The organism is Actinoalloteichus caeruleus DSM 43889 (assembly GCF_000429185.2).
GTDB lineage: Bacteria > Actinomycetota > Actinomycetes > Mycobacteriales > Pseudonocardiaceae > Actinoalloteichus_B > Actinoalloteichus_B caeruleus.
Map to the genome: position 1 here is coordinate 2810531 of NZ_AUBJ02000001.1, position 24606 is coordinate 2835136.

Annotated in this window: 20 protein-coding genes; 10 read left to right on the forward strand and 10 right to left on the reverse strand. The window is 73.5% G+C overall.

Annotation, left to right across the window (positions count from 1 at the left end; all coding sequences use genetic code 11):
• Positions 1 to 454: 454 nt before the first annotated feature.
• Positions 455 to 1030, reverse strand: coding sequence for a recombination regulator RecX (gene recX / locus G443_RS10405; protein WP_026418288.1), 576 nt, complete (start codon positions 1028 to 1030; stop codon positions 455 to 457).
• A gap of 2 nt (positions 1031 to 1032) precedes the next feature.
• Positions 1033 to 2076 (reverse strand): recombinase RecA, encoded by a 1044-nt coding sequence (recA, locus tag G443_RS10410; RefSeq protein ID WP_026418287.1) that lies wholly within the window; start codon positions 2074 to 2076, stop codon positions 1033 to 1035.
• 488 nt (positions 2077 to 2564) lie between these two features.
• On the opposite strand from recA, the gene G443_RS10415 reads away from it, so the two are divergent.
• Complete coding sequence (locus G443_RS10415; protein WP_026418286.1) at positions 2565 to 3287, forward strand: DUF4383 domain-containing protein; 723 nt, start codon at positions 2565 to 2567, stop codon at positions 3285 to 3287.
• A gap of 19 nt (positions 3288 to 3306) precedes the next feature.
• Here the strand turns inward: G443_RS10415 and G443_RS10420 are convergent, their stop codons facing one another.
• Positions 3307 to 3501: a DUF3046 domain-containing protein gene (locus G443_RS10420; RefSeq protein ID WP_026418285.1), complete on the reverse strand. Its 195-nt coding sequence runs from the start codon at positions 3499 to 3501 to the stop codon at positions 3307 to 3309.
• A 107-nt stretch (positions 3502 to 3608) separates the two neighbouring features.
• On the opposite strand from G443_RS10420, the gene G443_RS24985 reads away from it, so the two are divergent.
• Positions 3609 to 3737, forward strand: a complete 129-nt coding sequence (locus tag G443_RS24985; protein WP_269808353.1) for a hypothetical protein — start codon at positions 3609 to 3611, stop codon at positions 3735 to 3737.
• Positions 3738 to 3789: 52 nt separating this feature from the next.
• Here the strand turns inward: G443_RS24985 and G443_RS10425 are convergent, their stop codons facing one another.
• Together G443_RS10425 and G443_RS10430 are read right to left on the reverse strand one after the other, a co-directional pair.
• Positions 3790 to 5040: an MFS transporter gene (locus tag G443_RS10425; protein ID WP_026418284.1), complete on the reverse strand. Its 1251-nt coding sequence runs from the start codon at positions 5038 to 5040 to the stop codon at positions 3790 to 3792.
• A 262-nt stretch (positions 5041 to 5302) separates the two neighbouring features.
• Entirely contained in the window at positions 5303 to 7168 is a 1866-nt protein-coding gene (locus G443_RS10430; protein WP_026418283.1) for an Hsp70 family protein, read from the reverse strand.
• A gap of 292 nt (positions 7169 to 7460) precedes the next feature.
• Between G443_RS10430 and G443_RS10435 the strand changes: the two genes are divergently transcribed.
• Together G443_RS10435 and G443_RS10440 are read left to right on the forward strand one after the other, a co-directional pair.
• Positions 7461 to 12185: an Lhr family helicase gene (locus tag G443_RS10435; RefSeq protein ID WP_026418282.1), complete on the forward strand. Its 4725-nt coding sequence runs from the start codon at positions 7461 to 7463 to the stop codon at positions 12183 to 12185.
• 479 nt (positions 12186 to 12664) lie between these two features.
• Positions 12665 to 13141, forward strand: a complete 477-nt coding sequence (locus tag G443_RS10440; RefSeq protein ID WP_051313802.1) for a cupin domain-containing protein — start codon at positions 12665 to 12667, stop codon at positions 13139 to 13141.
• A gap of 74 nt (positions 13142 to 13215) precedes the next feature.
• Here the strand turns inward: G443_RS10440 and fdhA are convergent, their stop codons facing one another.
• Complete coding sequence (fdhA, locus tag G443_RS10445) at positions 13216 to 14442, reverse strand: formaldehyde dehydrogenase, glutathione-independent (RefSeq protein ID WP_026418281.1); 1227 nt, start codon at positions 14440 to 14442, stop codon at positions 13216 to 13218.
• A gap of 442 nt (positions 14443 to 14884) precedes the next feature.
• Between fdhA and G443_RS10450 the strand changes: the two genes are divergently transcribed.
• The 3 genes from G443_RS10450 (at position 14885) to G443_RS10460 (ending at position 18337) form a co-directional block, all read left to right on the forward strand.
• Positions 14885 to 15952: a LacI family DNA-binding transcriptional regulator gene (locus G443_RS10450; protein WP_051313801.1), complete on the forward strand. Its 1068-nt coding sequence runs from the start codon at positions 14885 to 14887 to the stop codon at positions 15950 to 15952.
• On the forward strand, positions 15949 to 16413 hold the full coding sequence (locus tag G443_RS10455) for a hypothetical protein (protein WP_026418280.1): 465 nt from the start codon (positions 15949 to 15951) through the stop codon (positions 16411 to 16413). The genes G443_RS10450 and G443_RS10455 overlap by 4 nt, the downstream gene beginning before the upstream one ends.
• 67 nt (positions 16414 to 16480) lie before the next feature.
• On the forward strand, positions 16481 to 18337 hold the full coding sequence (locus G443_RS10460; RefSeq protein WP_026418279.1) for a transketolase: 1857 nt from the start codon (positions 16481 to 16483) through the stop codon (positions 18335 to 18337).
• Between the two features lie 21 nt (positions 18338 to 18358).
• On the opposite strand, the gene G443_RS10465 is transcribed toward G443_RS10460, so the two are convergent.
• Positions 18359 to 18613 carry a GlsB/YeaQ/YmgE family stress response membrane protein gene (locus tag G443_RS10465; protein ID WP_026418278.1) on the reverse strand — a complete coding sequence of 85 codons (255 nt, stop codon included), beginning with the start codon at positions 18611 to 18613 and terminating at the stop codon, positions 18359 to 18361.
• Between the two features lie 323 nt (positions 18614 to 18936).
• Here G443_RS10465 and G443_RS10470 point away from each other — a divergent pair, with 323 nt between their 5' ends.
• Positions 18937 to 19158 (forward strand): hypothetical protein, encoded by a 222-nt coding sequence (locus G443_RS10470; protein ID WP_155886085.1) that lies wholly within the window; start codon positions 18937 to 18939, stop codon positions 19156 to 19158.
• Between the two features lie 61 nt (positions 19159 to 19219).
• Here G443_RS10470 and G443_RS10475 read toward each other — a convergent pair whose 3' ends face one another.
• A complete protein-coding gene (locus G443_RS10475; RefSeq protein WP_026418277.1) occupies positions 19220 to 19639 on the reverse strand; it encodes a RidA family protein in 420 nt (139 codons plus the stop codon).
• Positions 19640 to 19648: 9 nt separating this feature from the next.
• Positions 19649 to 20686, reverse strand: coding sequence for an ROK family protein (locus tag G443_RS10480; RefSeq protein ID WP_081715343.1), 1038 nt, complete (start codon positions 20684 to 20686; stop codon positions 19649 to 19651).
• 518 nt (positions 20687 to 21204) lie between these two features.
• Between G443_RS10480 and G443_RS10485 the strand changes: the two genes are divergently transcribed.
• Positions 21205 to 22248, forward strand: a complete 1044-nt coding sequence (locus G443_RS10485; protein ID WP_026418276.1) for a LacI family DNA-binding transcriptional regulator — start codon at positions 21205 to 21207, stop codon at positions 22246 to 22248.
• Between the two features lie 225 nt (positions 22249 to 22473).
• Positions 22474 to 23349 carry an SMP-30/gluconolactonase/LRE family protein gene (locus tag G443_RS10490; protein ID WP_030103883.1) on the forward strand — a complete coding sequence of 292 codons (876 nt, stop codon included), beginning with the start codon at positions 22474 to 22476 and terminating at the stop codon, positions 23347 to 23349.
• Between the two features lie 62 nt (positions 23350 to 23411).
• Here the strand turns inward: G443_RS10490 and G443_RS10495 are convergent, their stop codons facing one another.
• Positions 23412 to 24563 carry a mandelate racemase/muconate lactonizing enzyme family protein gene (locus G443_RS10495; RefSeq protein ID WP_026418274.1) on the reverse strand — a complete coding sequence of 384 codons (1152 nt, stop codon included), beginning with the start codon at positions 24561 to 24563 and terminating at the stop codon, positions 23412 to 23414.
• Positions 24564 to 24606 lie beyond the last annotated feature (43 nt).

Here is a 24606-nt window from a genome sequence, read left to right on the forward strand (position 1 = left end):
CCGCGTTCCACGCGCCGGGCCGCACGCTACCGGGCTGGCCGGCGCCGCTGCCAGGTCGCGGGCCCTCCCCAGCAGTTCCGGTGTTCGGTCTCACAGCGCCCGCCGGCGGCCCCGACCCAGGCAGCTGGCTGCCCGCTCGTCCGGGCCGCCGACCTGGCACGTCTCGCTGGGTCACCGGAGCTCGGCGCGTCCGGCTCCGGGGAGGGCACCGGGACGGCCGGCCGGCGGGCAGCGCCACCGGTCCGGCTCGCCGCCCCCCGGGCCGGTGTTCTCGCCGTCGCCGACTTCCGACGGCGCGGAGCCGCCGGCCAGGCCGAGCCACGAGGGGGACGTCCGCCGCGTCGGCCCTGGCCGGCCCGCTGGCCGTGCCCGGAAATGCCCGGCAGCGGGGGCATGGCCTCGTGGCCCGTGCTCGGGACGACGGGAGCACCGGGCGGAGCCGGACGAGCGGCGATCAGAAGCGGTCACGCAGCTCGTCGAGCGCCTCCTCCTCCGTTCCCTCCTCAGCCAGCTCCTCGCGCACCACGCGGAAGGCCAGCCCCTGGGAGTAGCCCTTCCTGGCCAGCATCCCGACCAACCTCCGGACCCGGGCCTGGACGTCGACGCCACCCGTGGATCGCATCTTCCGACGCACCAGCTGGCGGGCGCGCTCCTCCTCCGCCTCGCCGTCCACGGTGACCAGCGCCTCCTCGGCGACCTCGGGGTTGACCCCCTTGCGCCGCAACTCGCTGAGCAGTGCCCGCCGGCCCAACCCGCGTTGGGTGTGCCGGGAGTGCACCCAGGCTTCGGCGAAGGCCGCGTCGTCCACCAGGCCAACCTCGTCGAACCTGTCCAGGACAGCGTCCGCGACCTCCTCCGGCACGGCACGCCGGAGGAGCCGGCTCCTGAGCTCGGCCTTGCTGTGCGGCCTGGACGTGAGCAACCGGAGGCAGAGTTCCCGCGCCTGGGCCTCGTCCGGGGGAGGTTCGGCCTGGCGATCGGTAGGTGGTTCGTCAGCGGCGTCGGGACCGCCGACCGTGGGACCACCCATGCTCAGAAGTCGGCCGAGACGGGGGCTTCCTCAGGGTCGTCGAGCTTGGGACCGATCCCCAGCTTCTCCTTGATGCGCTTCTCCAGCTCGTTGGCGACGTCACCGTTCTCCCGCAGGTACCGGCGGGCGTTCTCCTTGCCCTGGCCGAGCTGGTCACCCTCGTAGGTGTACCAGGCCCCCGACTTCCGCAGGATGCCGTGCTCCACCCCCATGTCGATGAGCGAGCCCTCCCGGCTGATGCCGTGCCCGTAGAGGATGTCGAACTCGGCCTGCTTGAACGGAGGCGCGACCTTGTTCTTCACGACCTTGACCCGGGTGCGGTTGCCGACCGCGTCGGACCCGTCCTTGAGGGTCTCGATCCGCCGGACGTCCAACCGGACGGAGGAGTAGAACTTCAACGCCCGCCCACCGGTGGTGGTCTCCGGGGAGCCGAACATCACGCCGACCTTCTCCCGGAGCTGGTTGATGAAGATGGCGGTGGTCTTGGCGGTGTGCAGCGCGGAGGTCAACTTCCGCAGGGCCTGGCTCATCAGGCGCGCCTGGAGGCCGACGTGGCTGTCCCCCATCTCGCCCTCGATCTCGGCGCGGGGGACCAGGGCCGCGACCGAGTCGATGACCAGGATGTCCAACGCGCCGGAGCGGATCAGCATGTCCGCGATCTCCAGCGCCTGCTCGCCGGTGTCCGGCTGGGACACCAGCAGCGAGTCGGTGTCGACGCCGAGGGCCTTGGCGTACTCGGGGTCGAGGGCGTGCTCGGCGTCGATGAAGGCCGCGACCCCGCCGGCCCGCTGGGCGTTGGCCACCGAGTGCAGGGCGACCGTGGTCTTACCGGAGCTCTCCGGGCCGTAGATCTCGACGACCCTGCCCCGGGGCAGGCCGCCGATGCCGAGGGCGACGTCGAGGGCGATGGAACCGGTGGGGATGACCTCCATCGGGGCCCGGCCCTCGTCCCCGAGACGCATCACCGACCCCTTGCCGAACTGCTTGTCGATCTGCGCCAGGGCCAGCTCGAGCGCCTTCTCCCTGTCGGGTGCTGCTGGTGCCATCGGGAATCCACCTCGGGTCGAGTCGTGCGTGGGGTCGTCTTGGGGGCGTGCCACGGCTGCCGGAACCAACCTCCGTGCTTCCGGCTGGCGTGTCCCAGGCTGGCGCCGCCGCTGTCCGCCGGTCGGCGGCCAGGATGGGTCAGCGGTCGGCTGGACGGCTCCGCTCCGCGTCGCGCCGAGCGGCGGCCGAGCGGGTTCCACGCTAGCTCCCGGGTCCGACAACCGTGACGGTCGCGGTGGAGGCGAGCGGCCCGACCAGCACGGCCCAGCCTAGCCGAACAGGTGTTCGATCAACCACAGGAACACGCCATCGAGTGATCGTGGACCGCGCCGCCGCTCCCGAACCCGCCGGCCCGGTGCGCTCGGCCGGCCACCGCCTCCCGCCCGCGTCCCCCACGGGATGCGTCGTCACCCGGACGGGCGGACACTGGGGGCAGCCACCACTGCCTGGCGCTGTCCGCGCACGTCATGAGGAGGCCGCCGTGAGAATGAGCCAGTACCTTCCGGCCAACCACCCCCTGAGCAAGGTGTACCGGCTCGGGGCCGCGCTCGTCGGAGTGGTGATCATCGTGTTCGGTGTCCTCGGCCTGGTGAACCGACTACCGCTGTTCACCACGGAGGGCCAGGACTTCCTGGGACTGTCCAACAACGGGCTGTTGTCGCTGATCTCCCTCGTGGTGGGCGCCGTGCTCATCGGCGCCGCGGTGCGCGGCGGAGCGGTGGCGTCCACGACCACGGCGGTCATCGGGGCCCTGTTCCTGCTGTCCGGGCTGTTGAACCTGGCGGTGCTCAACACCTCGCTGAACCTGCTGGCGTTCAAGATCCCGAACGTCCTCTTCAGCGTCGTGTGCGGGATCCTGCTGCTCTCGCTCGGGCTCTACGGTCGGCTCAGCGGCGGTCTCCCCGAGGACAACCCGTACGTCCGCGCCCGCCACCACGAGCCGCCGAACGCCGACCACTCGAGCGAGATCGCGGCCGATCGCCACCGCCTCGCCCAGATCGACGAGATCGCCAGGGCCGAGGCCGCCCTGGCCAACGGGCACGCCTCCCCCGAGCAGGAGGCGATGGTGCGCGAGGACTCGCGGCACCGGGCCGAGGAGGCCCGACGGGAGGCCTACTCGCACTACCTCGAACACGAACGGGTCGAACGGCAGCGGTTGCTCCGATACGGGCCGCACCGCACCGGCCGACACCGGGCCGGGCTGACCTGACGGAGGTCCGCCGGAGCGGTCAACGGCGCTCCGGCGGCACGTCGAAGGCGTCGCACACCGCCCGCCACGCCTCACGGGGGTTGACGCCGGCTTCGAGCGCGTCGTCGACGGTGCGGCCCCCGAGGGCCGACAGGACGTGGTCGCGGGCCAGCATCTCGGCACGGATCCGGCCGAACTCCTCGGCCATCTGCCTGCGGAAGACGGTGTGTCTCATCCAGCCCAGGTTACCGCCGGGCCAGGTCCTCCCCCCGGGACCGGGTGACGGACCGGACGAACACGACGGATCTGACTTCCCGCCCGGCGGCGGCTAGCCTGGAGGCCGTGTTGGCACTGTTCCAGGGAGACCCGACCGGCCTGTCCTCTCCGGTGACGCAGTTGCTCCTCATCGGGGCGCTCGTCACCTCGATCACGCTCGCCGCCCGGTGGTGGTGGCAGCAGCGCAAGCGCTGACCCACCGCCGGGGATCCCACCCCCAACGCCGGGTGTGGCGCGCCACCGAGCCTCAGGTGTGCCGCAACGAGACGACGACGGCCGTGACCAGCAGCGGCAGCGTGGCGATCCCGACGAGGACGCCGAGCATCGCGAAGGACGCCGCGCTCACGACCAGACCCGCGACGACGGCACCCACCACCCCCGACATGTTCATCATCGTGTCGGACAGCCCCTGGAGCAGGGGGCGGAACTCGCGCCTGGTGGCCTGGGTCAGCGCGAGCGACGCCGACACCAGCAGCGCCGACCAGCCCATCCCGAGCACGGTCAGCCCCGCCGCGAGCTGGGGCGCCTCGTGGTCCGGTGCCATGCCCGACAGGCCCACCCCGGCGACCAGCATCGCCGCCCCCAGCCCCAGCACCGGCACCGCGCCGTGCCGGTCCACCAGCCAGCCGAAGAGCGGGCTGAACGCGTACATCCCCAGGAAGTGGGAGCTCAACACCGCTCCGACCCCGCTCAGGGAGGCACCGCCGTGGTAGAGGTGCACCGGGGTCATCGTCATCATCGCGGTCATCGCGCCGTGCGCCGCGACGACGGCGCCGAGGGCCAACAACCCTTCGGTGGGCAGCCTCCGGAGCTCGACCACCCAGTCCGCCGCGCGTGGCCGCGAGCTGACGCGCACCCCTCCGCTCCCCTGTCCCCCACCCTCGGGTAGGGGACGCACCCCCGCCGGGAGGGAGTCGGGCCGCAGCCAGCGGAGCACTCCGAGCCCCGCCAGGGCGAAGGTCACGGCGACCAGCAGGAAGGGGCCGGCGTCACTGGGCAGGCCGCCGGCGGCGGCCGCGTTCTCGCCGAGGACGGCGAGGTTGGGTCCCACCACCACGCCGCCCGCGGTCGCGAAGACCATGACGGACAGTCGCCGACCTCCGCTGCCGGGTGACGCGGTACCGCCGGGGTCGACGACCGCGTAGCGGGCGGCGAAGTTCGCCGCCGTTCCCGCCCCGAGCAGGAGCATGGCCCCCACCAGGAGCGGCCAACTGCCCACTCCGACGGCGAGCGCGGCCACCACCGCCCCGAGCGTTCCCACCCCGTACCCGGTGGACAGCGACCACCGGCGTCCGCGCCGCGTCGCCATCCGCCCCAACGGCAACGCGATGAGCGCTGCCCCCAGCAGGGTGGTGGCCTGCGCCAGCCCCGCCAACGCCTCGGACTCGGCGAGCCGCAGCGTGGCGACGCCACTCGTGGTCACCCCGATGGCGACCCCGACCCCGGAGAGGATCTGGGTGACCACGAGCACGACCAGAATCCGCCGATCGGCGGGCACGGCTCCTCCTTCGTCGCCGCCGAGCGAAAAACCCTGATGACAGCTCATCAGCCCGCACCACCCGCCATCGACCGACACACGACTACCGACCGCACCCGGGGGATGAGGTGGTACTACTCGATCGTGTCAGCGGCCGTGAGCTGGGAACACGTCCGGCTGTGCGAAGCGGTGGGGCCAGCCGAGGGATCACCCGGAGCGGCGGCGACTACTCCGAGCGACCACGACCGTCGATGGTGGGGACCACTGCCGGCGGACCGGCGGGTCAGGGCTCCAACCCTGGTTGAACGTGGTCCTCGAAGTAGTCGGCGAGCACGTCCGCCGACAGTGTTCCCGGGTCGGCGCTGGAGGTGAGCAGCACACCGACCACCGGGCGGTCGTCGACGGTGAACACGAGCCGACCGACCGACTCCTCGACGGTGGCCCGGTAGCGCCCGCTCAGGCCGTTGCCCGTCCAGTCCGCCTGGACCAGGTCCCCGTCGGAGCCGCCGAGCCAGAGCGTGGCGGTGTTCTCGGCGTCCTCGGTGGAGGGCGCGTGGTTGTAGGCGAGGGTGTGGCTCCGCGTCCCCTCGGCGAACCGGCAGGTCACCAGGACCCCGTCCGGCTGGCCCTCGTCGGTCCCGCTCCCGGGTTCGCACCGGCCCGGGTGGTCGTCGGGTACGGAGCCCGCCAGTTGGCGCATGCACTCGGTGAACCCGTCGTCGTCAACGGGACCGGGCTGGTGGCAGTCGGCGGCCGAGGGCAGGTCCTCGCCCCTGGTGAGGACGACGGCGGCGGTGGCTCCGCCGACCACGGCCACCACGGCACCCAGCGCGAGGAGGACGGTGCCCCGGCCACGACGTCTCGGGGGCGGTGGTGCGCCCAACGGAGGGGGCGGCCCGGGGAGTCCCGGCCCGACGGGACCGACGGGACCGGCCGGCGGTGGGACGGGGAAGCCACCGGTGGGCGGGCCCAGTCCCGGGGCCGGGTGGGGAGCGGTCGGGAGACCCGTGCTGGCGGGTGGGGCGACGGGTGGGGGCGCGGAGGCCTGCCCGGCGGGGCGGACGCGGAGGGCTGGTGCCTCGGTGCCCGGCACGTCCCGGGCACCGAGGGCGACGGCTGTCTCCGGCTGGTCGAGGCTGACCGGCAGGACGCCGGTCCGCTCGGTGATGAGGGTGGCGACGAGCGGGATACGGCTGGATCCTCCGACCAGGTAGATCCCGGCGAGCTCACCGGCGGTGTGCCCGCTGGCTGTCACGGTGTCGACGAGCACGGTCGCGCTGCGCAGGAGGTTGGCCCGCATCAACGCGTCGAGTTCCGCCCTGGTGACGAGGACGTCCGGGAAGGGCTCCGGGAGCGGGACCTCGGTCTGGGAATGCCGCGACAGCGCCTCCTTCGCCGCCCGGACGTCCTCCCGGAGCATCCGCTGGGCTCGTCGGTCGGACGTCGTCCCGGGGCGCAGCAGCCGCTGCCACCGCGCCGGTTCCTGATGGGAGACCTGGCTCCCGACGTGGTCGAGCAGCACCTGGTCCACGTCGAGACCACCGAGGTTGGGCAGCCCGTTCTCGGCGAGGACGACGAACCCGTCCTCGGTCGCCGCCACCACCGCGCAGTCGAAGGTCCCCGCCCCCAGGTCGTAGACGGCGAGCGCCTGCCCCGATGCGAGCGAACGACCGGGGAACGAGGTGAAGTGCGCGGCGGCGGCCACGGGCTCCGGGACCAGCACCAGCCGGCACGTGAAGCCGGCGAGCCGGGCCGCCGAGAGCAACACCGTCCGCCGGTTGGTGCCCCACCTCGCCGGATGCGTGAGCCGCACCTCGTCGAGCTCCTCCCCGCCGAGTTGGCGGCTGGCCTCCTCCGCCACCCTGCGCAGCACCGCGGCCAACGCGTCGGTGACGGTGACGACGGTCGTGCCCAGCAGGAGGGTGCCCTCGTCGACCCGCCGTTTGGGGTTGGGTTCGAACCGGGCCGGGTCGAGCCGGGCGCGGCGCTCGGCGTCCCGTCCGACCACGAGTGCCCCGTCCTCGTCCGCGTACACGGCGGAGGGCATGGTGGCGGAACCGTCGAGTTCGACGACCCTCGGTTCCCGGCCGTGCGCCGAGAGCACGGCGACCGTGTTCGAGGTGCCGAGGTCCACGGACAGGACTCGCACTGCGACTCTCCTCGGGGTTCCAGCCGGTCCAGCGCGGGCTGGTCCGCGTCTGGTCACCCACCCCCTGAGATCACTCGACCAGGGGACGGATCGGGCTCATGCTGCCATGTCACGAGCCGTCCCCGGGGCTGGTGGCCGGGATTCGCGCTCCACGGGTGCCGTGCCCGCTCCCCGCGCCGGACCCCCGGTCCAGGGGTGCTGGTGTCGGTCGGGTCGGTCAGGATGGCAGCGTGCGCGACGGCGAGGACGGAACGACCCGGGGGCCAGCGGCGGACCGGGCGGGAGGGCGGACGTGCTGGACGTCTTCTCCCCGGCGACGGCCGGCTGGTTCCGCGCCGCGTTCGCCACCCCCACCTCGGCGCAACGGGAAGCGTGGACGGCGATCTCCCGGGGGGAGCACACGCTCGTCGTCGCCCCGACCGGTTCCGGGAAGACCCTGGCCGCCTTCCTGTGGGCATTGGACACGCTGGCCACCTCGCCTGGCACCGCCGACGAGGGGGCGGCCTGCCGGGTGCTCTACGTGTCGCCGCTGAAGGCGCTGGCCGTGGACGTGGAACGCAACCTGCGCACCCCGCTGGCCGGGATCGGGCAGACGGCCCGCCGGTTGGGTCAGGACCCACCGGAGATCAGGGTGGGCATCCGGACCGGGGACACGCCGCAGGCGGAGCGGCGGGCCTTCGCGCGCCGTCCCCCCGACGTGCTGGTCACCACCCCGGAGTCCCTGTTCCTGCTGCTCACCTCGCAGGCCCGGGAGTCGCTGCGCGGCGTCACCACGGTCATCCTCGACGAGGTGCACGCCCTGGCTGGTTCGAAGCGCGGCGCCCACCTGGCGCTGTCCCTGGAACGCCTCGACGAGCTGCTCCCGGAACCGGCGCAGCGCATCGGCCTCTCCGCGACGGTCCGGCCCACCGAGGAGGTGGCGGCCTTCCTGGCGGGCGGGCGGCCGGTCCAGGTGGTCACGCCCGGCGACCCGAAACGGATCACGGTGACGGTCGAGGTGCCGGTCGCCGACATGACCGAGCTCGACGGCGGCGGACCAGCCCCGGCTGGCCGCTCCACCCCCGAGGCGGGGGAAGCCGGCCCGGTGGAGGGTTTTCCCGGGCTGGGGGACGACTACCCCGGCGCCGGTGACGTCCGGGCCGCAGGGCCGGTCCGCGGCACCTCCATCTGGCCCTCGGTGGAACGGCGGGTCCTGGACCTGGTGGAGGAGCACCGATCGACGATCGTGTTCACGAACTCCCGACGGCTCGCCGAGAGGTTGACGGCGCGGCTCAACGAACTCGCGGCGGACCGCGCGGCGGAGGCGGGCGGTCCGGTCGAGCCCCAGCCCACGACCCCGGTGTTCCCCGCCGAGGCGGTGGGCGGGTCCGGGATCACCGGCGGGGCACCACCGACGGTGGCCCGCGCGCACCACGGGTCGATGTCGAAGGAGCAGCGGGCCGGGGTGGAGGAGGACCTGAAGGCGGGGCGGCTGCCGTGCGTGGTGGCCACCAGCTCGTTGGAGTTGGGCATCGACATGGGCGCCGTCGATCTGGTCGTCCAGGTGGAGGCGCCGCCGAGCGTCGCGTCCGGCATGCAGCGGGTGGGGCGGGCCGGCCACCAGGTGGGGGCCGTCTCCGAGGGCGTGGTGTTCCCGAAGTTCCGGGGTGACCTGGTCTCGTGCGCGGTGGTCGCCGAGCGGATGCGGGCGGGGCTGATCGAGGCTCTGCGGTATCCGCGCAACCCGCTGGACGTGCTGGCCCAGCAGGTGGTGGCGATGGTGGCGATGGAGCCGTGGACCGTCGAGGCGCTGGCCGGTGTGGTGCGCCGTGCCGCCCCGTTCTCCGCGCTCCCGGACTCCGCCCTGCACGCCGTGCTGGACATGCTCGCCGGCCGGTACCCGAGCGAGGAGTTCGGCGAGTTGCGGCCGCGGATCGTGTGGGACCGCGTCCACGGCGAGCTCCGGGGACGGCCCGGCGCGGGGAGGCTGGCCGTGACCTCCGGCGGCACGATCCCCGATCGGGGGCTGTTCACCGTCACCACCCCGCCCAGCGAGGACGGCAGCGGGTCGAGGGTGGGCGAACTGGACGAGGAGATGGTCTACGAGTCCCGGGTGGGCGACACGTTCCTGCTCGGGACCTCCGCGTGGCGGGTGGAGGACATCACCCACGACCGGGTGATCGTGGTGCCCGCGCCGGGCCAGCCGGCCCGGATGCCGTTCTGGAAGGGCGACACGCCCGGTCGCCCCCTGGAGCTGGGGCGGGCGATCGGCTCCTTCGTCCGGGAACTCGGGGCGGCCGGAGAGGTGGGGGCCAGGCGGCGGGCCACCGAGGCGGGGCTGGACGGGTGGGCCGTGGACAACTTGCTCGCCTACCTCCGTGAACAGCGGGAGGCCACCGGGCACGTACCGGACGACCGCACCGTCGTCGTGGAACGGTTCCGCACCGAGCTCGGCGACTGGCAGCTGGTGGTGCACTCCCCCTTCGGAGGTCAGGTCAACGCGCCCTGGGCACTGGCGATCGGCGCCCGACTGCGGGAGAGGTACGGCACGGACGCCCAGATCGCGCACTCCGACGACGGCATCGTGCTCCGGGTCGTGGACGCGGTCACCGAGGACGGCGCCGAGGTCCTGCCCACCGCGGAGGACGTCCTGTTCGACCCGGCCGAGATCGACGACGTCGTCCGGACGGAGGTAAGTGGTTCGGCCCTGTTCGCCGCCCGGTTCCGGGAGTGCGCCGCGCGGTCGCTGTTGCTGCCGCGCCGTGACCCCCGTCGCCGCACCCCCTTGTGGCAGCAACGCCAGCGGGCCGCCCAGCTGCTGGGGGTGGCGTCGGCGTACGAGCGGTTCCCCGTCGTGCTGGAGACCATGCGGGAGTGCCTGCGGGACGTCTACGACCTGCCGGGGCTGACCGATCTGCTGACGGGTGTGCGCGACCGGCGGATCCGGGTCGTGGAGGTGGAGACGCCCTCGGCGTCGCCGTTCGCCCGCAGCCTCCTCTTCGGGTACGTCGGCATGTTCCTGTACGAGACGGACGCCCCGCTGGCGGACCGGCGCGCCGCCGCGTTGAGCCTGGACTCCGGTCTGCTCGCGGAGCTCCTCGGGTCGGAGGCGATCCGGGAGCTGCTGGACCCGGACGTCCTGGCCGAGGTCGAGGCGACCCTGGCGCGCACCGCGCCGGACCGCCACGTGCGCGACGTCGAGCAGACCGCCGACCTGGTGCGGGCGTTGGGCGACCTGACGGAGGCGGAGGCCGCCGCCCGGGGTGCCCGGCCCGAGTGGCTGCGGGAGTTGGAGGAGCAGCGGCGGGTGATCCGGGTGCGCCTCGCCGGGGAGGAACGGTTCGCCCCGGTGGAGGACGCGGGCCGCCTCCGGGACGGCCTGGGTGTCGCGCTTCCCGTCGGGATCCCGACCGCCTTCACCGAACCGGTGGCCGATCCGGTCGGCGACCTGTTGTCCCGCTACGCGCGGACCAGGGGTCCGTTCACCGCGCTCGCGGCCGCGACCCGGTTCGGGCTGGGGGTGGCGGTGGTGACGGGGGTGTTGGAGCGCCTGGTCGGCACGGGCCGCCTGGTGCGGGGCGAGCTGCGCCCGGTCTCGCTCGAACCGCCGGACGCGGGCGGCTACGGCCAACCAACCGAGTACTGCGACGCTGAGGTGCTCCGCCGGTTGCGCAGGGCGTCGCTGGCGCGGCTGCGCGCGGAGGTCGAGCCGGTGGAACCGGCCGCGTTGGGGCGCTTCCTCCCGCACTGGCACGGCATCTCCAGCCGACCGGGTCGGCGGCCAGCCGGCGCCGAGGACGTGCTGGCCGTCGTGGAGCAGCTGGCGGGGGTGCCGGTGCCGGCCAGCGCCGTGGAGTCCCTGATCCTGCCCGCGCGGCTGCCCGGTTACGTCCCCGCCCTGTTGGACGAGCTGACGGCCTCGGGCGAGGTCACGTGGTGTGGCGCCGGTGCGTTGGCTGGTGGTGACGGCTGGGTCGCGTTGGCACCCACTGAGATCGCGGACCTGGTGTTGCCACCGGTCGCCGAGGAACCGCCCGACGCTCCGGCGCACCGGGCGCTGCTGTCCGCCCTGTCGGGGGGCGGGTTGTTCTTCCGGCAGGTGGCGGACCGGGCGGCGGAGATCCTGCTCGCCGAGGGAGAACCGCTGCCCGACGAGGCCACCCTGGTCTCGGCCCTGTGGGACCTGGTGTGGGCGGGGTTGGTGGGCAACGACACCCTGGCGCCGGTGCGCGCCCTGGTGTCCGGTGGCGGGGCCCGGCACCGGCAGCGGCGACGGGCTCCCCGTGGCCGGTACGCCTCCCTCCGGGCCGGCCTGGCCGGCTCCTCGGTGCCGGCCAGGCCCGGACTGCCCTCCCGCTCGGGGCCCCCTTCGGTGGGGGGCCGGTGGGCACCGGTGCCGGTCAGGGAGGCCGATCCGACTCGTCGGGCCCATGCGAGGGCGGAGGTGCTGTTGGAACGCCACGGCGTCCTGACCAGGGGGGCGCTGGACACCGAGCGGATGCCGGGCGGTTTCGGGGGCATCTACCGGGTGCTGCGCGCGATGGAGGAGGCGGGCCGGTGCCGGCGGGGTTACGTGGTGGAAGGGCTGGGAGCGGCGCAGTTCGCGGTTCCCGGCGCCATCGACCGGTTGCGCTCCTTCTCCCGTCCTGCCGGGGAGGAGCCCGCCGACCGGTCCGTCGTCGTGCTCGCCGCCACGGACCCGGCGCAGCCGCACGGCGCGGCTCTTCCGTGGCCGTCCGTCGTCGGGGAGGGCAGGCACCGGCCAGGGCGCAAGGCCGGGGCCCTGGTCGTGCTCGTCGACGGGGTGGCCACGCTCTACCTGGAGCGGGGTGGGCGGTCGCTGTTGGCCTTCACCGAGGACGAGTTCCCGCTGCGGGCCGCGGCGGGTGGCCTGGCCGGGGCGGTCCGCGCCGGCTGGTTGGACCAGGTGACCGTGTCACGGGCGGGAGGTGAGGCCCCCTGGGGTACCCGGCTCGCCGATCTCCTCGGGGAGGCCGGTTTCCGGGCCACGCCCCAGGGGATGCGGTTGCGGGGCTGACCGGCGGGCGTTCCGCGCCGGGAGCGTGGTGGCCAGTGGGAGTGGCCGTTCCGGCGCTGCCACCCGGCCGGTTCCGGCCAGCGTCGGGAGCGGCGCACCACGTTGCTCCGGACGGCCCTGTCCTGCCCCCCTGCCCCCGGCGCATGGTTGATGCCGCTACCCGCGACATCCGGGACCGGCCGCCGGGCGGCCCGCGCCGGCCCGGCGGGGGCCGCCCGGCGCGACGACGCGCCCCGGCGGTCGCGGTGGTCACACAGCGCAGTTCCCGTCCCGTTCCCGTCCTGTCCGACCCAGGAGGTCACGAACGTGCCCACACAGCGGAACGCTACGCTGCACCCACGGAAACAGCAGCTCACGACACTTTTTCACGCAACGATCCAGCGCTCCCCCAGCAGGGTCGCCCCGATGACGAACCCGGGCACCGGGAGTGATCGGTCGCGGCGCGTCGCCGGCACCGGGAGCCGCATCTGGGGGAGACGATGAGCGTCATCGGCGACGACGGTTGGCACCTCGCCAGGGCGGGCACCGGAGATGCCGCCCAGGGTCCACAGGGTCAACTGCTCACGACCACGATCAGCCAGGAGATCTGCGGAGCCAGCCAGCTCGGCGCCGGCCTCGTGCACATGCCCCCCGGGCACCACTCGCGGGCCCACCTGCACCGGGACGCGGAGTTGATCGTCCACGTGATCGAGGGCAACGCCGTGACACTGCTGGGCGAACGCCTCGAACGGGTGGTCTTCCACGACCCCGGCGACACCCTGTTCATCGCTCCCGGCGTGCCCCACGCGGCCGTCAACCTGTCCCGCTCGCATCCGATCCGAGCGATCGAGGTTCGCGGGGACCAGTGCTTCAACGCGGACGTCGTTCCGCTCCCCGAGCTCGACGAGATCGTCGGCCACGCGGCCACCCGGCTCCAGGACGAGTTCGCCGGGGACGCCCGTCCCACCGAACGGTGAGCTGACCGACCACCTCGCGGGGCCACCGCCTCGGCGGCGTCCCTCGGTGGGACTCCGAGGGCGCCGCGGCGGGGTCAGACCGCCCGCACCCCGTCGAGGGCACCGTGCGGGTCCAGCACGTACTTGCGGCTGGCGCCCCGGTCGAACTCGGCGTAGCCGCGCGGTGCGTCGTCCAGCGGGATCGGGGTGGCGTTCACCGCCTTCGCGATGTGCACCCGGTCGTGCAAGATCGCCATCGCCAGTTGGCGGTGGTACCTCATGACCGGGCACTGCCCGGTGTGCAGGGTGTGGCTCTTGGCCCAGCCGAGCCCGAGGCGGATGCGCAGCGAGCCGTGCCGTGCCTCGCTGTCGACGCCGCCGGGGTCCTCGGTGACGTAGAGACCCGGGATGCCGAGGCTGCCGCCCGCCCTCGTGACCTCCATGACCGAGTTCAGCACGGTGGCCGGTGCCTCACCCGCTCCCGCTTCCTGCGCCTTCGCCTCGAAGCCCACCGCGTCGATCGCCGAGTCGACCTCGGGGACGCCGAGGAGCTCGGCGATCCTTTCGCCGAGTCCACCCTGGGTGAGGTCCACGGTCTCGCACCCGAAGCCGCGGGCCTGCGCCAGGCGCTCGGCGTTGAGGTCCCCGACGATGACGACGGCCGCGCCCAGCAACCGCGCGGACGCGGCGGCGGCGAGGCCGACCGGACCCGCACCGGCGACGTACACCGTGCTGCCCACACCCACGCCCGCGGTCACCGCTCCGTGGAAACCCGTGGGGAAGATGTCGGAGAGCATGGTCAGGTCCAGGAGCTTCGCCAGGGCCTGGTCCCGGTCGCGGAAACGCAGCAGGTTGAAGTCGGCGTAGGGCACCATCACGTACTCGGCCTGCCCCCCGACCCATCCCCCCATGTCCACGTAGCCGTAGGCGCCTCCAGGGCGGGCGGGGTTGACGTTCAGGCAGATGCCCGTCTGGCGTTCCTTGCAGTTGCGGCACCGTCCGCAGGCGATGTTGAAGGGGACCGAGACGATGTCGCCCGGTTGGACGAACTCCACGTCCCGGCCGGCCTCGATCACCTCGCCCGTGATCTCGTGACCGAGCACCAGGTCACGGGGGGCGGTGGTCCGACCTCGGACCATGTGCTGGTCGCTGCCGCAGATGTTGGTCGCCAGGACCTTGAGCACCACGCCGTGCTGGCACTGGCGGCCCACGTTCGCGGGGTCCACCCCGGGGCCGTCACGCAGTTCGAGAGCGGGGAAGTCGATGTCCTGCACCTCGACCTGGCCGGGTCCGACGTAGGCGACCGCTCTGTTCGCACTCATCGTTCTCGCCTCCAACCATGCGGTGGAAGGGGGGCGGCGGAACCACCTCCCGACCTCCAGTGTCCGCCGAGGAGCCGGGTGCGGAGGCGGGCTGGTTCGTTCGCCCGCGTCGTCGGGCCGCCACCGACGAGTCGCGAACAGCGACCCACGAGTAGTCCGAAATATCGGACACCGCGCTTGGCGACCATCTACGGTAAGCGTTTTCAGCGGGCTGGTCAAGGGCGGGCCCTCGGCTGGTGAACCAGGTACGCGAGGGAGACACCGGGACGTTGACCAGGGAAACGAGCCTGATTACCGTATCCGAAATATCGTATGACGTCCGTAGAAACTCCGCATCAACTCGGATACCGACGCTCCCCGTTCCGCTCCAACACCGCCGGCGGGACCTCCCTCCCCCGGCTCCGCCAGCTCGAGGTCAACGTCGACGGAGGTGGCACCTCGCATGCCCGGCACAGCACACGGAGGCCCCACCCTCGCGGTGATCGCCAGGGAGGCAGGGGTCTCCGTACCCACGGTCTCGAAGGTCGTCAACGGGCGCGAGGACGTCGCCCCGCACACCCGGCGGCGGGTCAGCGAGGTACTGGAACGTCGCGGCTACATGCGCCGTCCGGTGGTCCGCGCTCCCCGGGACCGGGTCGGAGGTCCCATCGACGTGGTCATCCACGGCCTGGGCGCCTCGTGGGCGACGACGATCCTGAGCGGGGTGGAGGACGCCGCCTACCGGGTGGGGCTGGACATCGTCGTCTCGGCCGCCCGGACCGGCACCGGGCATACCGGCCGGGGCTGGTTGGACCGGGTGGCCGACCGGGGGACCGCCGGTGTGCTGCTCGTCCTCGTCGAACCCACGCCCTCGCAACGGGAGTGGCTGCGCCACCACCGCATCCCCTACGTCGTGCTCGACCCCGTGTCCGTACCGCCACCGGGTGTCCCCTCCGTGGGAGCGACCAACTGGGCTGGTGGTGTCAGCGCGACCGAACACCTGCTGCGGGCCGGTCACCGGCGCATCGCCGTGGTCAGCGGGCCCGAGGACAGGCTGTGCGGCCAGGCCAGGCTGGCGGGCTACCGGTCGGCGATGGCGGCGGCGGGGTTGCCCGTCCTCCCCGAGCTGATCGCTGTGGGGGACTTCACCCTGGAGAGCGGGCGACGGCGGGCCGGCGACCTGCTCGACCTCCCCGAACCACCGACCGCCGTGTTCGCCTGCACGGACCAGATGGCGTTGGGCGTCTGCGACGCGGCCCGGGAACGGGGACTGACCGTACCCGAGGACCTCAGCGTGGTGGGTTTCGACGACCTGCCCGAGGCCAGGTGGGCACGACCGGCGCTGACCACCGTGCGCCAGCCGCTGAACGAGATGGCCTCGGCGGCCATCGGCCTGCTGGTGCGCCTGATGCGGGGCGAGACCGCCGAGGCGGACCGCATCGAACTGTCCACCTGCCTGGTGAAACGCGCGAGCACCTCGGCCCCGTCCCTCGGTTTCCCGGCTCCTCGCCGGGGAACCCCGACGGGATGATGGTTTCGGTACTGCGGGGCGCGGCGGCCGGCGCTGCCGGGACGACCGCGCTGAACGGCGTCACGTACCTGGACATGGTCCTGCGTGGACGCGGCCCCAGCTCGGCGCCTGAGGAGACGGCGGAAAGGCTGCTCGGCCACGCCGGGGTGGCCGTGCCAGGGAGGCCGGCGAACCGCCGCGACCGCCTCAGCGGTGCCGGCGCCCTGCTGGGGATCCTGACCGGAGTCGCGGTGGGTGCCGCCGCCGGCGCGGCGCGCCGGTTCGGCTGGCGACCATCCCGCACGACCGCCGTCCTGACGACCACGGCGGCGGCCATGACCGCCTCGGACGTCCCGATGGCCGCCCTTGGGGTGTCCGATCCCCGCCGCTGGCGCCCGCGCGACTGGGCGAGCGACGTGCTCCCGCACCTGGCCTTCGGCCTGGCGACCACCTGGACGCTCGACGCCACGTCCCGGGCCTGACCACCGCGCGGCGCGCGGGCCGGCACCAGACACGACCGTGACGACCCGTCAGGAGGGTGCACCCGACATGGCAGACCAGACATTCCGCCACGAACTCGCCCAACAGCTCCGGGTTGACTCGGTGCGTTCCAGCGCCGCCGCCGGGTCTGGCCACCCGACCTCGTCCATGTCGGCGGCCGACCTGATGGCCGTCCTGCTCGACGGCTACCTGCGGCTCGACTTCACCGACCCCGGCAACCCCCACAACGACCACCTCGTCTTCTCCAAGGGCCACGCGTCCCCGCTGTACTACTCGCTGCTCAAGGCCGCCGGAGCCATCGACGACGAGGAGCTGCTGTCCTTCCGGGAGTTCGGGAGCAGGCTCGAGGGCCACCCGACACCGCGCATCCCGCCGACCGACGTGGCCACCGGCTCCCTGGGCCAGGGGCTCCCGGTCGCGGTGGGACTCGCCCTGGCGGGGGCGCGGTTGGACCGGCTGCCCTACCGCGTGTGGGCGCTGTGCGGTGACTCGGAGATGGCGGAGGGCTCGGTGTGGGAGGCGTTCCAGCACGCCGCCTGGTACGGCCTCGACAACCTGACCGTGCTGGTCGACGTCAACCGGCTGGGGCAGACCGGGGAGACGATGCTCGGCTGGGACATGGACGGGTACGCGGCCCGCGCTCGCGCCTTCGGCTGGCACGCCGTCGTCGTGGACGGCCACGATCTCGCGGCCGTGGACGAGGCGTTCGCCGAGGCGGTGGCCACCACCGGGCGTCCCACCGCCGTCCTCGCGCGCACGGAGAAGGGCCACGGCGTCCGGGCGGTGGCTGACCAGCCCGGACGGCACGGCAAGCCCCTCGACGATCCGGAGGGTGCCGTGCGGGAACTGGGCGGTGAGCGGAACCTCGGCGTCCGGGTCGCGGCCCCGGAGAACACCGGGACTCCGCACCGCTTCCCCGTCGGGGAGGCGACCCCACCTCGGTGGGAGGTGGGGGAGGAGGTCGCGACGAGGCTCGCCTACGGGGAGGCGCTGACGGCTCTCGGCGCGGCCAGGGGCGACGTCGTCGCGCTCGACGGCGAGGTCTCCAACTCCACCCATTCCGAGCTGTTCGCCCGCGCGCATCCCGACCGCTACTTCGAGATGTTCATCGCCGAGCAGCAGATGATCGCCGCCGCCGTGGGGATGCAGGCTCGGAACTGGGTGCCGTTCGCCTCCACCTTCGGCGCTTTCCTCAGCCGGGCGTACGACTTCGTCCGCATGGCCGCGGTCTCACGGGCCGACCTGCGGCTCTGCGGCTCGCACGCCGGCGTCTCCATCGGGGAGGACGGTCCCTCGCAGATGGCGCTGGAGGACATGGCCGCGCTGCGAGCCGTCCACGGGAGCGCCGTCCTCCACCCCTCCGACGCCAACCAGGCAGCCCGCCTGGTGGAGGCGATGGCCGACCGCCCCGGCATCAGCTACCTGCGCACCCTGCGTGGGAAGACACCGGTGCGGACGCCGCCGGACGAGGAGGTCAGCATCGGCGGTAGTCGGGTGGTCAGGGCCACCGACCACGACGATCTGACGATCGTCGCCTGCGGTATCACCGTCGACGAGGCCGAACGGGCCGCCGACGTGCTGGAAGCCGAGGGCGTGCTCGCCAAGGTCATCGACTGCTACTCGGTGAAGCCGATCGACACGGTCACCCTGGCCGCGGCGGCATCGGAGAGCAGGGCGGTGATCACGGTGGAGGACCACTGGCCGGAAGGCGGGCTGGGCGAGGCGGTCCTCAGCGCACTGGCGGGAGTGGCCGACCGGCCACCGGTCCGCGTTCTCGGTGTGCGCGACATGCCGGTCTCAGGCAGTCCGGCGGAGCTGACGCACGCCGCGGGCATCGACGCGGACGCCGTCGTCGCGGCGGCACGTCACCTGCTCCGCAACCCGAGCCCCACCGTCGTGGGCTGACCGCCCTGAGCGCGGGGCCCCTCAGCCGCTCCGCCTGCCGACGAGTGCCTCCGCCACGCCGATCAGCAGCACCGACGCGACGACCGCGGCGATGAAGCCGAGGATGTTGAGTTCGAAGATGTCGCCGGTGCCCAGCAGGCTGGCGATGGTGCCGCCGATGACCGAGCCCACCAGTCCGAGTCCGAGGGTGGCCAACAACCCGAGGTTCTGCCTGCCCGGCTTCACGAGCCGGGCGAGGGCTCCGATGATGAGGCCCGCCACCAGGAAACCGATCATGGTCCGCTCCGTCCCACGTCCTCGCGTCACGTGACGTGCCGCTCCTGCGGGGGCAACGGACCAGGACCACGTCTGGTTCCGCCCGGACCCCTGCTCGGACGGAACCGCGCCACCAGGAGGGGCACCCGGGAGTCGGGCGGGAGGACCACCGGGGCCCTCGGCCCGGGGCCGGCCCGCCGAGGTCGCCCCTGCCCGGCCTCGGGCGGCCCGTGACGGGCGAGGGAGGTCCCGGTGGCCACCGCCGGGGCGCGTTCCCGCCCTGGGCGGACGCCACCCCCGGTGTCCGGCGATTAGCCGGGGTGGGCGGCGGGAACCCCGAGGGCATGGGCAAACAGATGGAAGGCGACAACACCCAACGCCGGAACCGGGCCCGCCAGGCCAGGGCCGAGGGCACCACGCCGAGTCATGCCCAGGTCACCTTGGGGGCGTCCAAGGCATCGGAGCACCTGCCGCACCACACCGGGCACGCGGAGCGGCAGCGGTCCCCCGAACGGGGGAAGCAACGCAGTGAGGTGGACCGGGGCCTCCGCAAGCGCGCCCGCTGACCCGCTCCCCCGGAGGTCGCGGCGGAACCCGGGGCTGGTCGTGGTCACGGCCCGGTTCGGACTACTCGGCGGCAGGAACTGCGGCGACCGCCTCGACCTCCACGAGTTGGTCGTCGTAGCCCAGGACCGCCACCCCGAGCAGCGTGCTCGGCGGGTCGTGCTGGTGTTCGGCGAAGGAGTCCCGCACCACCTCCCAGGCGGTCACCAGGTCCTCCTGCCGAGTGGAGGCCACGTAGACGGTGGTGCGCACGACGTCGGCGAGCCCGGCTCCGGCCTCGCCGAGGGCGGTGGCGAGGTTCGCCATCACCCGCCGGGCCTGCCCGGCGTAGTCGCCGACGGCCACGGTGCGGCCCTCGGCGTCGAGCGGGCAGGCGCCCGCCGTGTAGATCAGTTCGGTTCCTGGAGCGACGGTCGTGGAGTAGGCGTACTCGGCCACGTCGGAGAGGGTGGACGAGCGGTTCAGGCGCAGGTGTGCTGGCACGGGCGAACCCTAACCGCCCCGGCGCGGCTCCCGCGACCGGATTTCGCCCGAACCGGACCTCCGACGCGGATCGGCGTCCCCCCGCGCGGCGAAGGCCACCCGGGCGGCGCCGAGGAGGCCGCCGTCGCGCGAGACCTCACCCGCACGCACCAGGAGTCCCCGGAGGAAGGGCAGGCGGGCGTAGCCCGCCAGGTGCTCGCGCAGCGGGGCGAACAGCAGCGGCCCGGCCTGGGCCACGCCGCCTCCCACCACCGCGACCCGTACCTCCGTCAACGCGGCGGCGGACACGATGCCGGCGGCGAGGGCGCGAGCGGCTCGGTCGAAGGCCGCGACCGGGATCGGCTCGCCGGACCGCGCCGCTCCGGCGAGGTCCTGGGCGGTGGCCGTCCCCGGTCCGGACCACCCCTGGTCCCGGGCCCAACGCACCATGGACGGCCCACTGGCGATCGACTCGACGCAGCCGACCGAGCCGCAGGCACAGGGGTCGCCGTCCACGTCCACCACGACGTGCCCCAGGTGGCCGGCATTGCCCGAGGGGCCGGGGAGCAGTCGCCCTCCCGAGACCAGCCCGCCGCCGACTCCGGTCGACACCACCAGGCAGATCGCGTCGTCGAACCCTCGAGCGGCCCCGAGCCAGTGCTCCGCGGCCGCGTAGGCCGGGCCGTCCCCGCACAGCAGGACCGGGCGGCGGCCGCCGAGCAGTGACCGCACCCGGTCGACCAGGGGGAACCGCCGCCAGGCCGGGATGTTGACCGGGCTGACCGCTCCCTCCGCCAGGTGGACCGGCGCGGCGCTGCCGATTCCGACGACCTCCACCCTGTCGGCGTCCGGAAGCGCGAGCAGCCGCCGCACCAGTCGCTCCACCGCCTGGAAGACGTCGTCGGCGTCGGCCCTGGCCCCCGGGGTGTCCTCCCGGTCGGTGGCGAGTACCGCGCCGTCGCCGGTCACCAGGCCACCGGCGATCTTGGTCCCTCCGACGTCGAGCGCCAGCGCCACCTCCCCGCCGCCGTGCCGGTCCCCGTCCGCGACGAGCAGCGTGTCCCCCACCGTTGTCGCCTCCTCGCTCGCGGCCTCCGGACACGCCCCGTCGCCCTCGGGAAGGCCGTTGACATCGTTGTCGGTTCCGGTTCGCCCCCTGCCCTCCGGCGACGGCCCGGGGCCGGAACGCGACCGAGCCTAGGGAGGCCCGACGGGAACCGGCAAGGCGTCCGCCGGACCCGGTGGCGGACCCGGCGGACGCTGGGGCGGCCGGCACGCCTCCCCGGGTGTGGCCCCGCCGGGCGGGGGAAGCACGCCGCGGCCCTCCGGGAGGGTCGGCGGCCGGTGGGGCGGGGGCGGTGGTCGGTCACCGTGGCGGTCACCGCCGGCGGACGGAGGGGTCACCACCACCCTCCGTGCACCGGGCACAGGGGACGGTGGCGGTCGACCAGCGTCCACCCTGGACATCCCGGTCCACCGGCACCGCCTTGACCGGCCAAGACTCGCGCCCGTACGCTGGTCGCGGGATACGGTTCCGTTCCTTGGGTGGCGCTGTCGAGCGCGACGCGGCCACAGGGGGTCATCACATGTCGCAGCGTGCCGTCGTGTCGGCAACCCTGGTCGACGTCGCGAAGGCGGCGGGCGTGTCCTTGGCGACCGCGTCCAGGGTCCTCAGCGGAAGCCCCCGCAAGGTCCGGGAGGACCTGCGGGAGAGCGTGGTGCGCGCCGCCCACGAGCTGAACTACACGGCGAACGCCCAGGCCCAGGCGATGGCCCGAGGACGCACCGACGTCGTCGGGTTGATCGTGCACGACATCGCCGACCCCTACTTCTCCTCCATCGCCGCCGGGGTGATGCGCAGCGCGGAGGAGAATCAGCTGATCGTGACGATGTCGAGCACGATGCGGCGCCCGGAACGGGAGATCCAGTACCTCTCCGCGCTCCGGGGCCAACGCGCCAGGGCGGTGGTCCTGGCCGGCAGCCGGGTGACCGACCGGGGCCTGGTGGAGCGGCTCTCCGCCGAGCTGGAGAAGTTCCAGGCCATCGGTGGGCGCGTCGCGCTGGTCAGCCAGCCCCGCCTCCAGGTCGACACCGTGGTGTTGGAGAACCGCGCGGGTGCTCGCTCGCTGGCCGGGGCGCTGCACGAACGCGGTTACCGCCGGTTCGCGGTGCTCGCCGGTCCTCGCAACCTCGTCACGGCCCGCGACAGGCTGACCGGGTTCCGGGAAGGCCTCACCAGGGTCGGGGCGCCGCTCGCTCCCGACCACGTGATCCACGGCGACTTCACCCGCGACGGCGGGTACTCGGCAGCCGAGGAACTCCTCGCCACCAGGGCAGAGGTCGACTGCGTCTTCGCGGTCAACGACGTGATGGCCGTCGGCGCGATGGTCGCGCTCCGGGACCACGGTGTGCGCCTCCCGATCGAGGTCGGGGTGGCCGGTTTCGACGACATCGCCACCCTCCGCGACGTGACCCCGGCGCTGACCACCGTCCGGGTGCCCCTGGAGCGGCTCGGCGCCACGGCCGTGGACCTGGTGCTCGACGAGCAGCAGACGGACCGGCCGCGGGTTCGACGGGTACGTGGCGAGGTCGTCCTGCGGGACAGCACCCCACCCCGGTCGGTGGGCTGACCCCTTCCCGCCACGAGGGCCCTCGCCCGGTGCCGGGACACGACCGGCGCGGTGCCACACCACGCACCGCCCGCCGCTGGAGCCGGGGACCGGTCGGCGGCCTCGGGCCTCCCCCGGGGGCGAGGAGCGACCGGGCACTGGCAGGCCGGGCCGGTGAGCGTTGTCCGACCGTCGGCCCCGGGTTACGGTCCCCCCGTTGTCCCACTTGACGATCGAAGGGTGCCGATGAGAGCCGAAGCCGTCTCCGACCCCGTGACCCACCACGGCGAGGGGCCCGTCTGGAACCCCGCGACAGGCCGACTCCACTTCGTGGACATGCTCGCCGGCGACGTCCTGACCCTGGCGGCCGACGGCGGGATCACCCGGACGAGGGTGGGCTCGGTCGCGGCGGTGGTCCGCCCGAACCGGTCGGGTGGTCTCGTGCTGGCCATCGACCGGGGGTTCGCCGTGCTGCCCGAAGGGGCGGACGAACCGTCGCGCCTGCCCGAGCTGTGGTCGGACCCGGGAGTGCGGATGAACGAGGGGGGCTGTGACCCGCAGGGGCGTTTCTACGCCGGCTCGATGGCCTTCGACGCCACACCGGAACGGGGCACGCTGTGGCGTCTGGACCCGGACGGCGGCACGCACCGGGTGCTCACCCCGGTGACGATCTCGAACGGGTTGGTGTGGAGCCCGGACGGCCAGCTCGTGTACTACGTCGACACGCCCACCGGCCGGGTCGACGTCTTCGACTTCGACGCCGCCCGAGGTGAGTTCCTGAACCGCCGGCCGCTGGTCGAGATCCCGGAGGAGCACGGGTCGCCGGACGGCATGGCGATCGACGCCCACGGCCGGTTGTGGGTGGCGATGTGGGGCGGGTCGGCGGTGCGTTGCTACTCGCCGGAGGGCGAGCTGGAGGCCGTCGTCGAGGTCCCGGTCCGCCAGGTGACGGCCTGCGCCTTCGGCGGCCCGGACCTCGACCAGTTGTACGTCACCACCTCCCGCGACGGGCTGGCGGACCCGGAACCGGCCGCTGGCGCGCTCCACCTCGCCGACACCGGGGTCCGAGGCCTGCCCGTCCACTCCTTCGCGGGCCTCGACGAGGGTGTCCTGCCGGGCTGAGGGCGGTCGGCACCCGGGGCGCGTGGGCGGTGGCCAGGAGGGGCACCGCCCACGCCTCCCGCTCAGCCAGCGGTGTCCCGCTTCTCCCAGCCCTCCTTGAACAGGTTGAAGTTGGCCTGCTGGCGCGGGTGTTCGGCCACCGCGTCCAGATCCAGTTCCACGCCGAGACCGGGCCCGGTGGGCAGGGCGAAGTAGCCGTCCACCACCTCGGGGTTGCCCGGCGCGACCTGCTTGACGAAGGAGTCGGCGAAGTCGTTGAAGTGTTCCTGGATCTTGAAGTTGGTGGTGCAGGCCGCCAGGTGCAGGTTCGCGGCGGTGAGCACCGCTCCACCGACGTTGTGCGGGGCGATGAGCACGTGGTGCGTCTCCGCGGTGGCGGCGAGCTTCTTGGTCTCCAGGATCCCGCCGAAGTGGGAGATGTCCGGCTGCACGATGTCGGCGGCCTGGAGCGCGAACAGCTGGCGGAACTCGTGGCGGGTGTGCAACCGCTCGCCCGTGGCCACCGGGGCGTTGGCCCGCGCGGCGAACTTGGCGAGCGACTCGATGTCGTCCGGCGGGACCGGCTCCTCCAACCAGGCCGGGTCGTAGGGCTCGAGGAGCCGGGCGAGCCGGGAGGCGGTGGCCGCCGTGAAGCGGCCGTGCATCTCGACCAGCAGTTCCACGTCCGGGCCGACTGCGTCGCGGACGGCCTCGACCAGGGAGACCGACCGCATCGTCTCGGCGTGGTCGAGTTCCATGGTCCCGGGGCCGAACGGGTCGAACTTGAGCGCCCGGTACCCGCGCTCCACCACGGTCCTCGCCGCGGCGTGGAACTCCTCGGGGGAACGCTCGACGGTGTACCAGCCGTTGGCGTAGGCCTTGATCCGGTCGCGCACGGCTCCACCCAGCAACCGGTAGACGGGCTGGCCGAGGGCCTTGCCGACGATGTCCCAGCACGCCATCTCGACGCAGGCGATACCGGACATCACGATCTCGCCGGCCCGCCCGTAGTCCAGGTTGTACATCCGGTGGACCAGGGACTCGATGTCGAAGGGGTCGGAGCCCACCACGTGGTTCGGCGCGGCCTCGGTGAGGTAGCCGATGAGCGCGTCGGTGTGGTTGAGCATCCGGGCCTCGCCGACGCCGGTGAGGCCCTCGTCGGTCTCGACCACCACGTAGGTGAGGTTCCGCCACGGCGTGCCCAGTACCACGGTGCGAATGTTGGAGATCTTCACTGTGCCGTCCCTGTCATCCTTGCCGTCCTTGTCATGGGGTTCA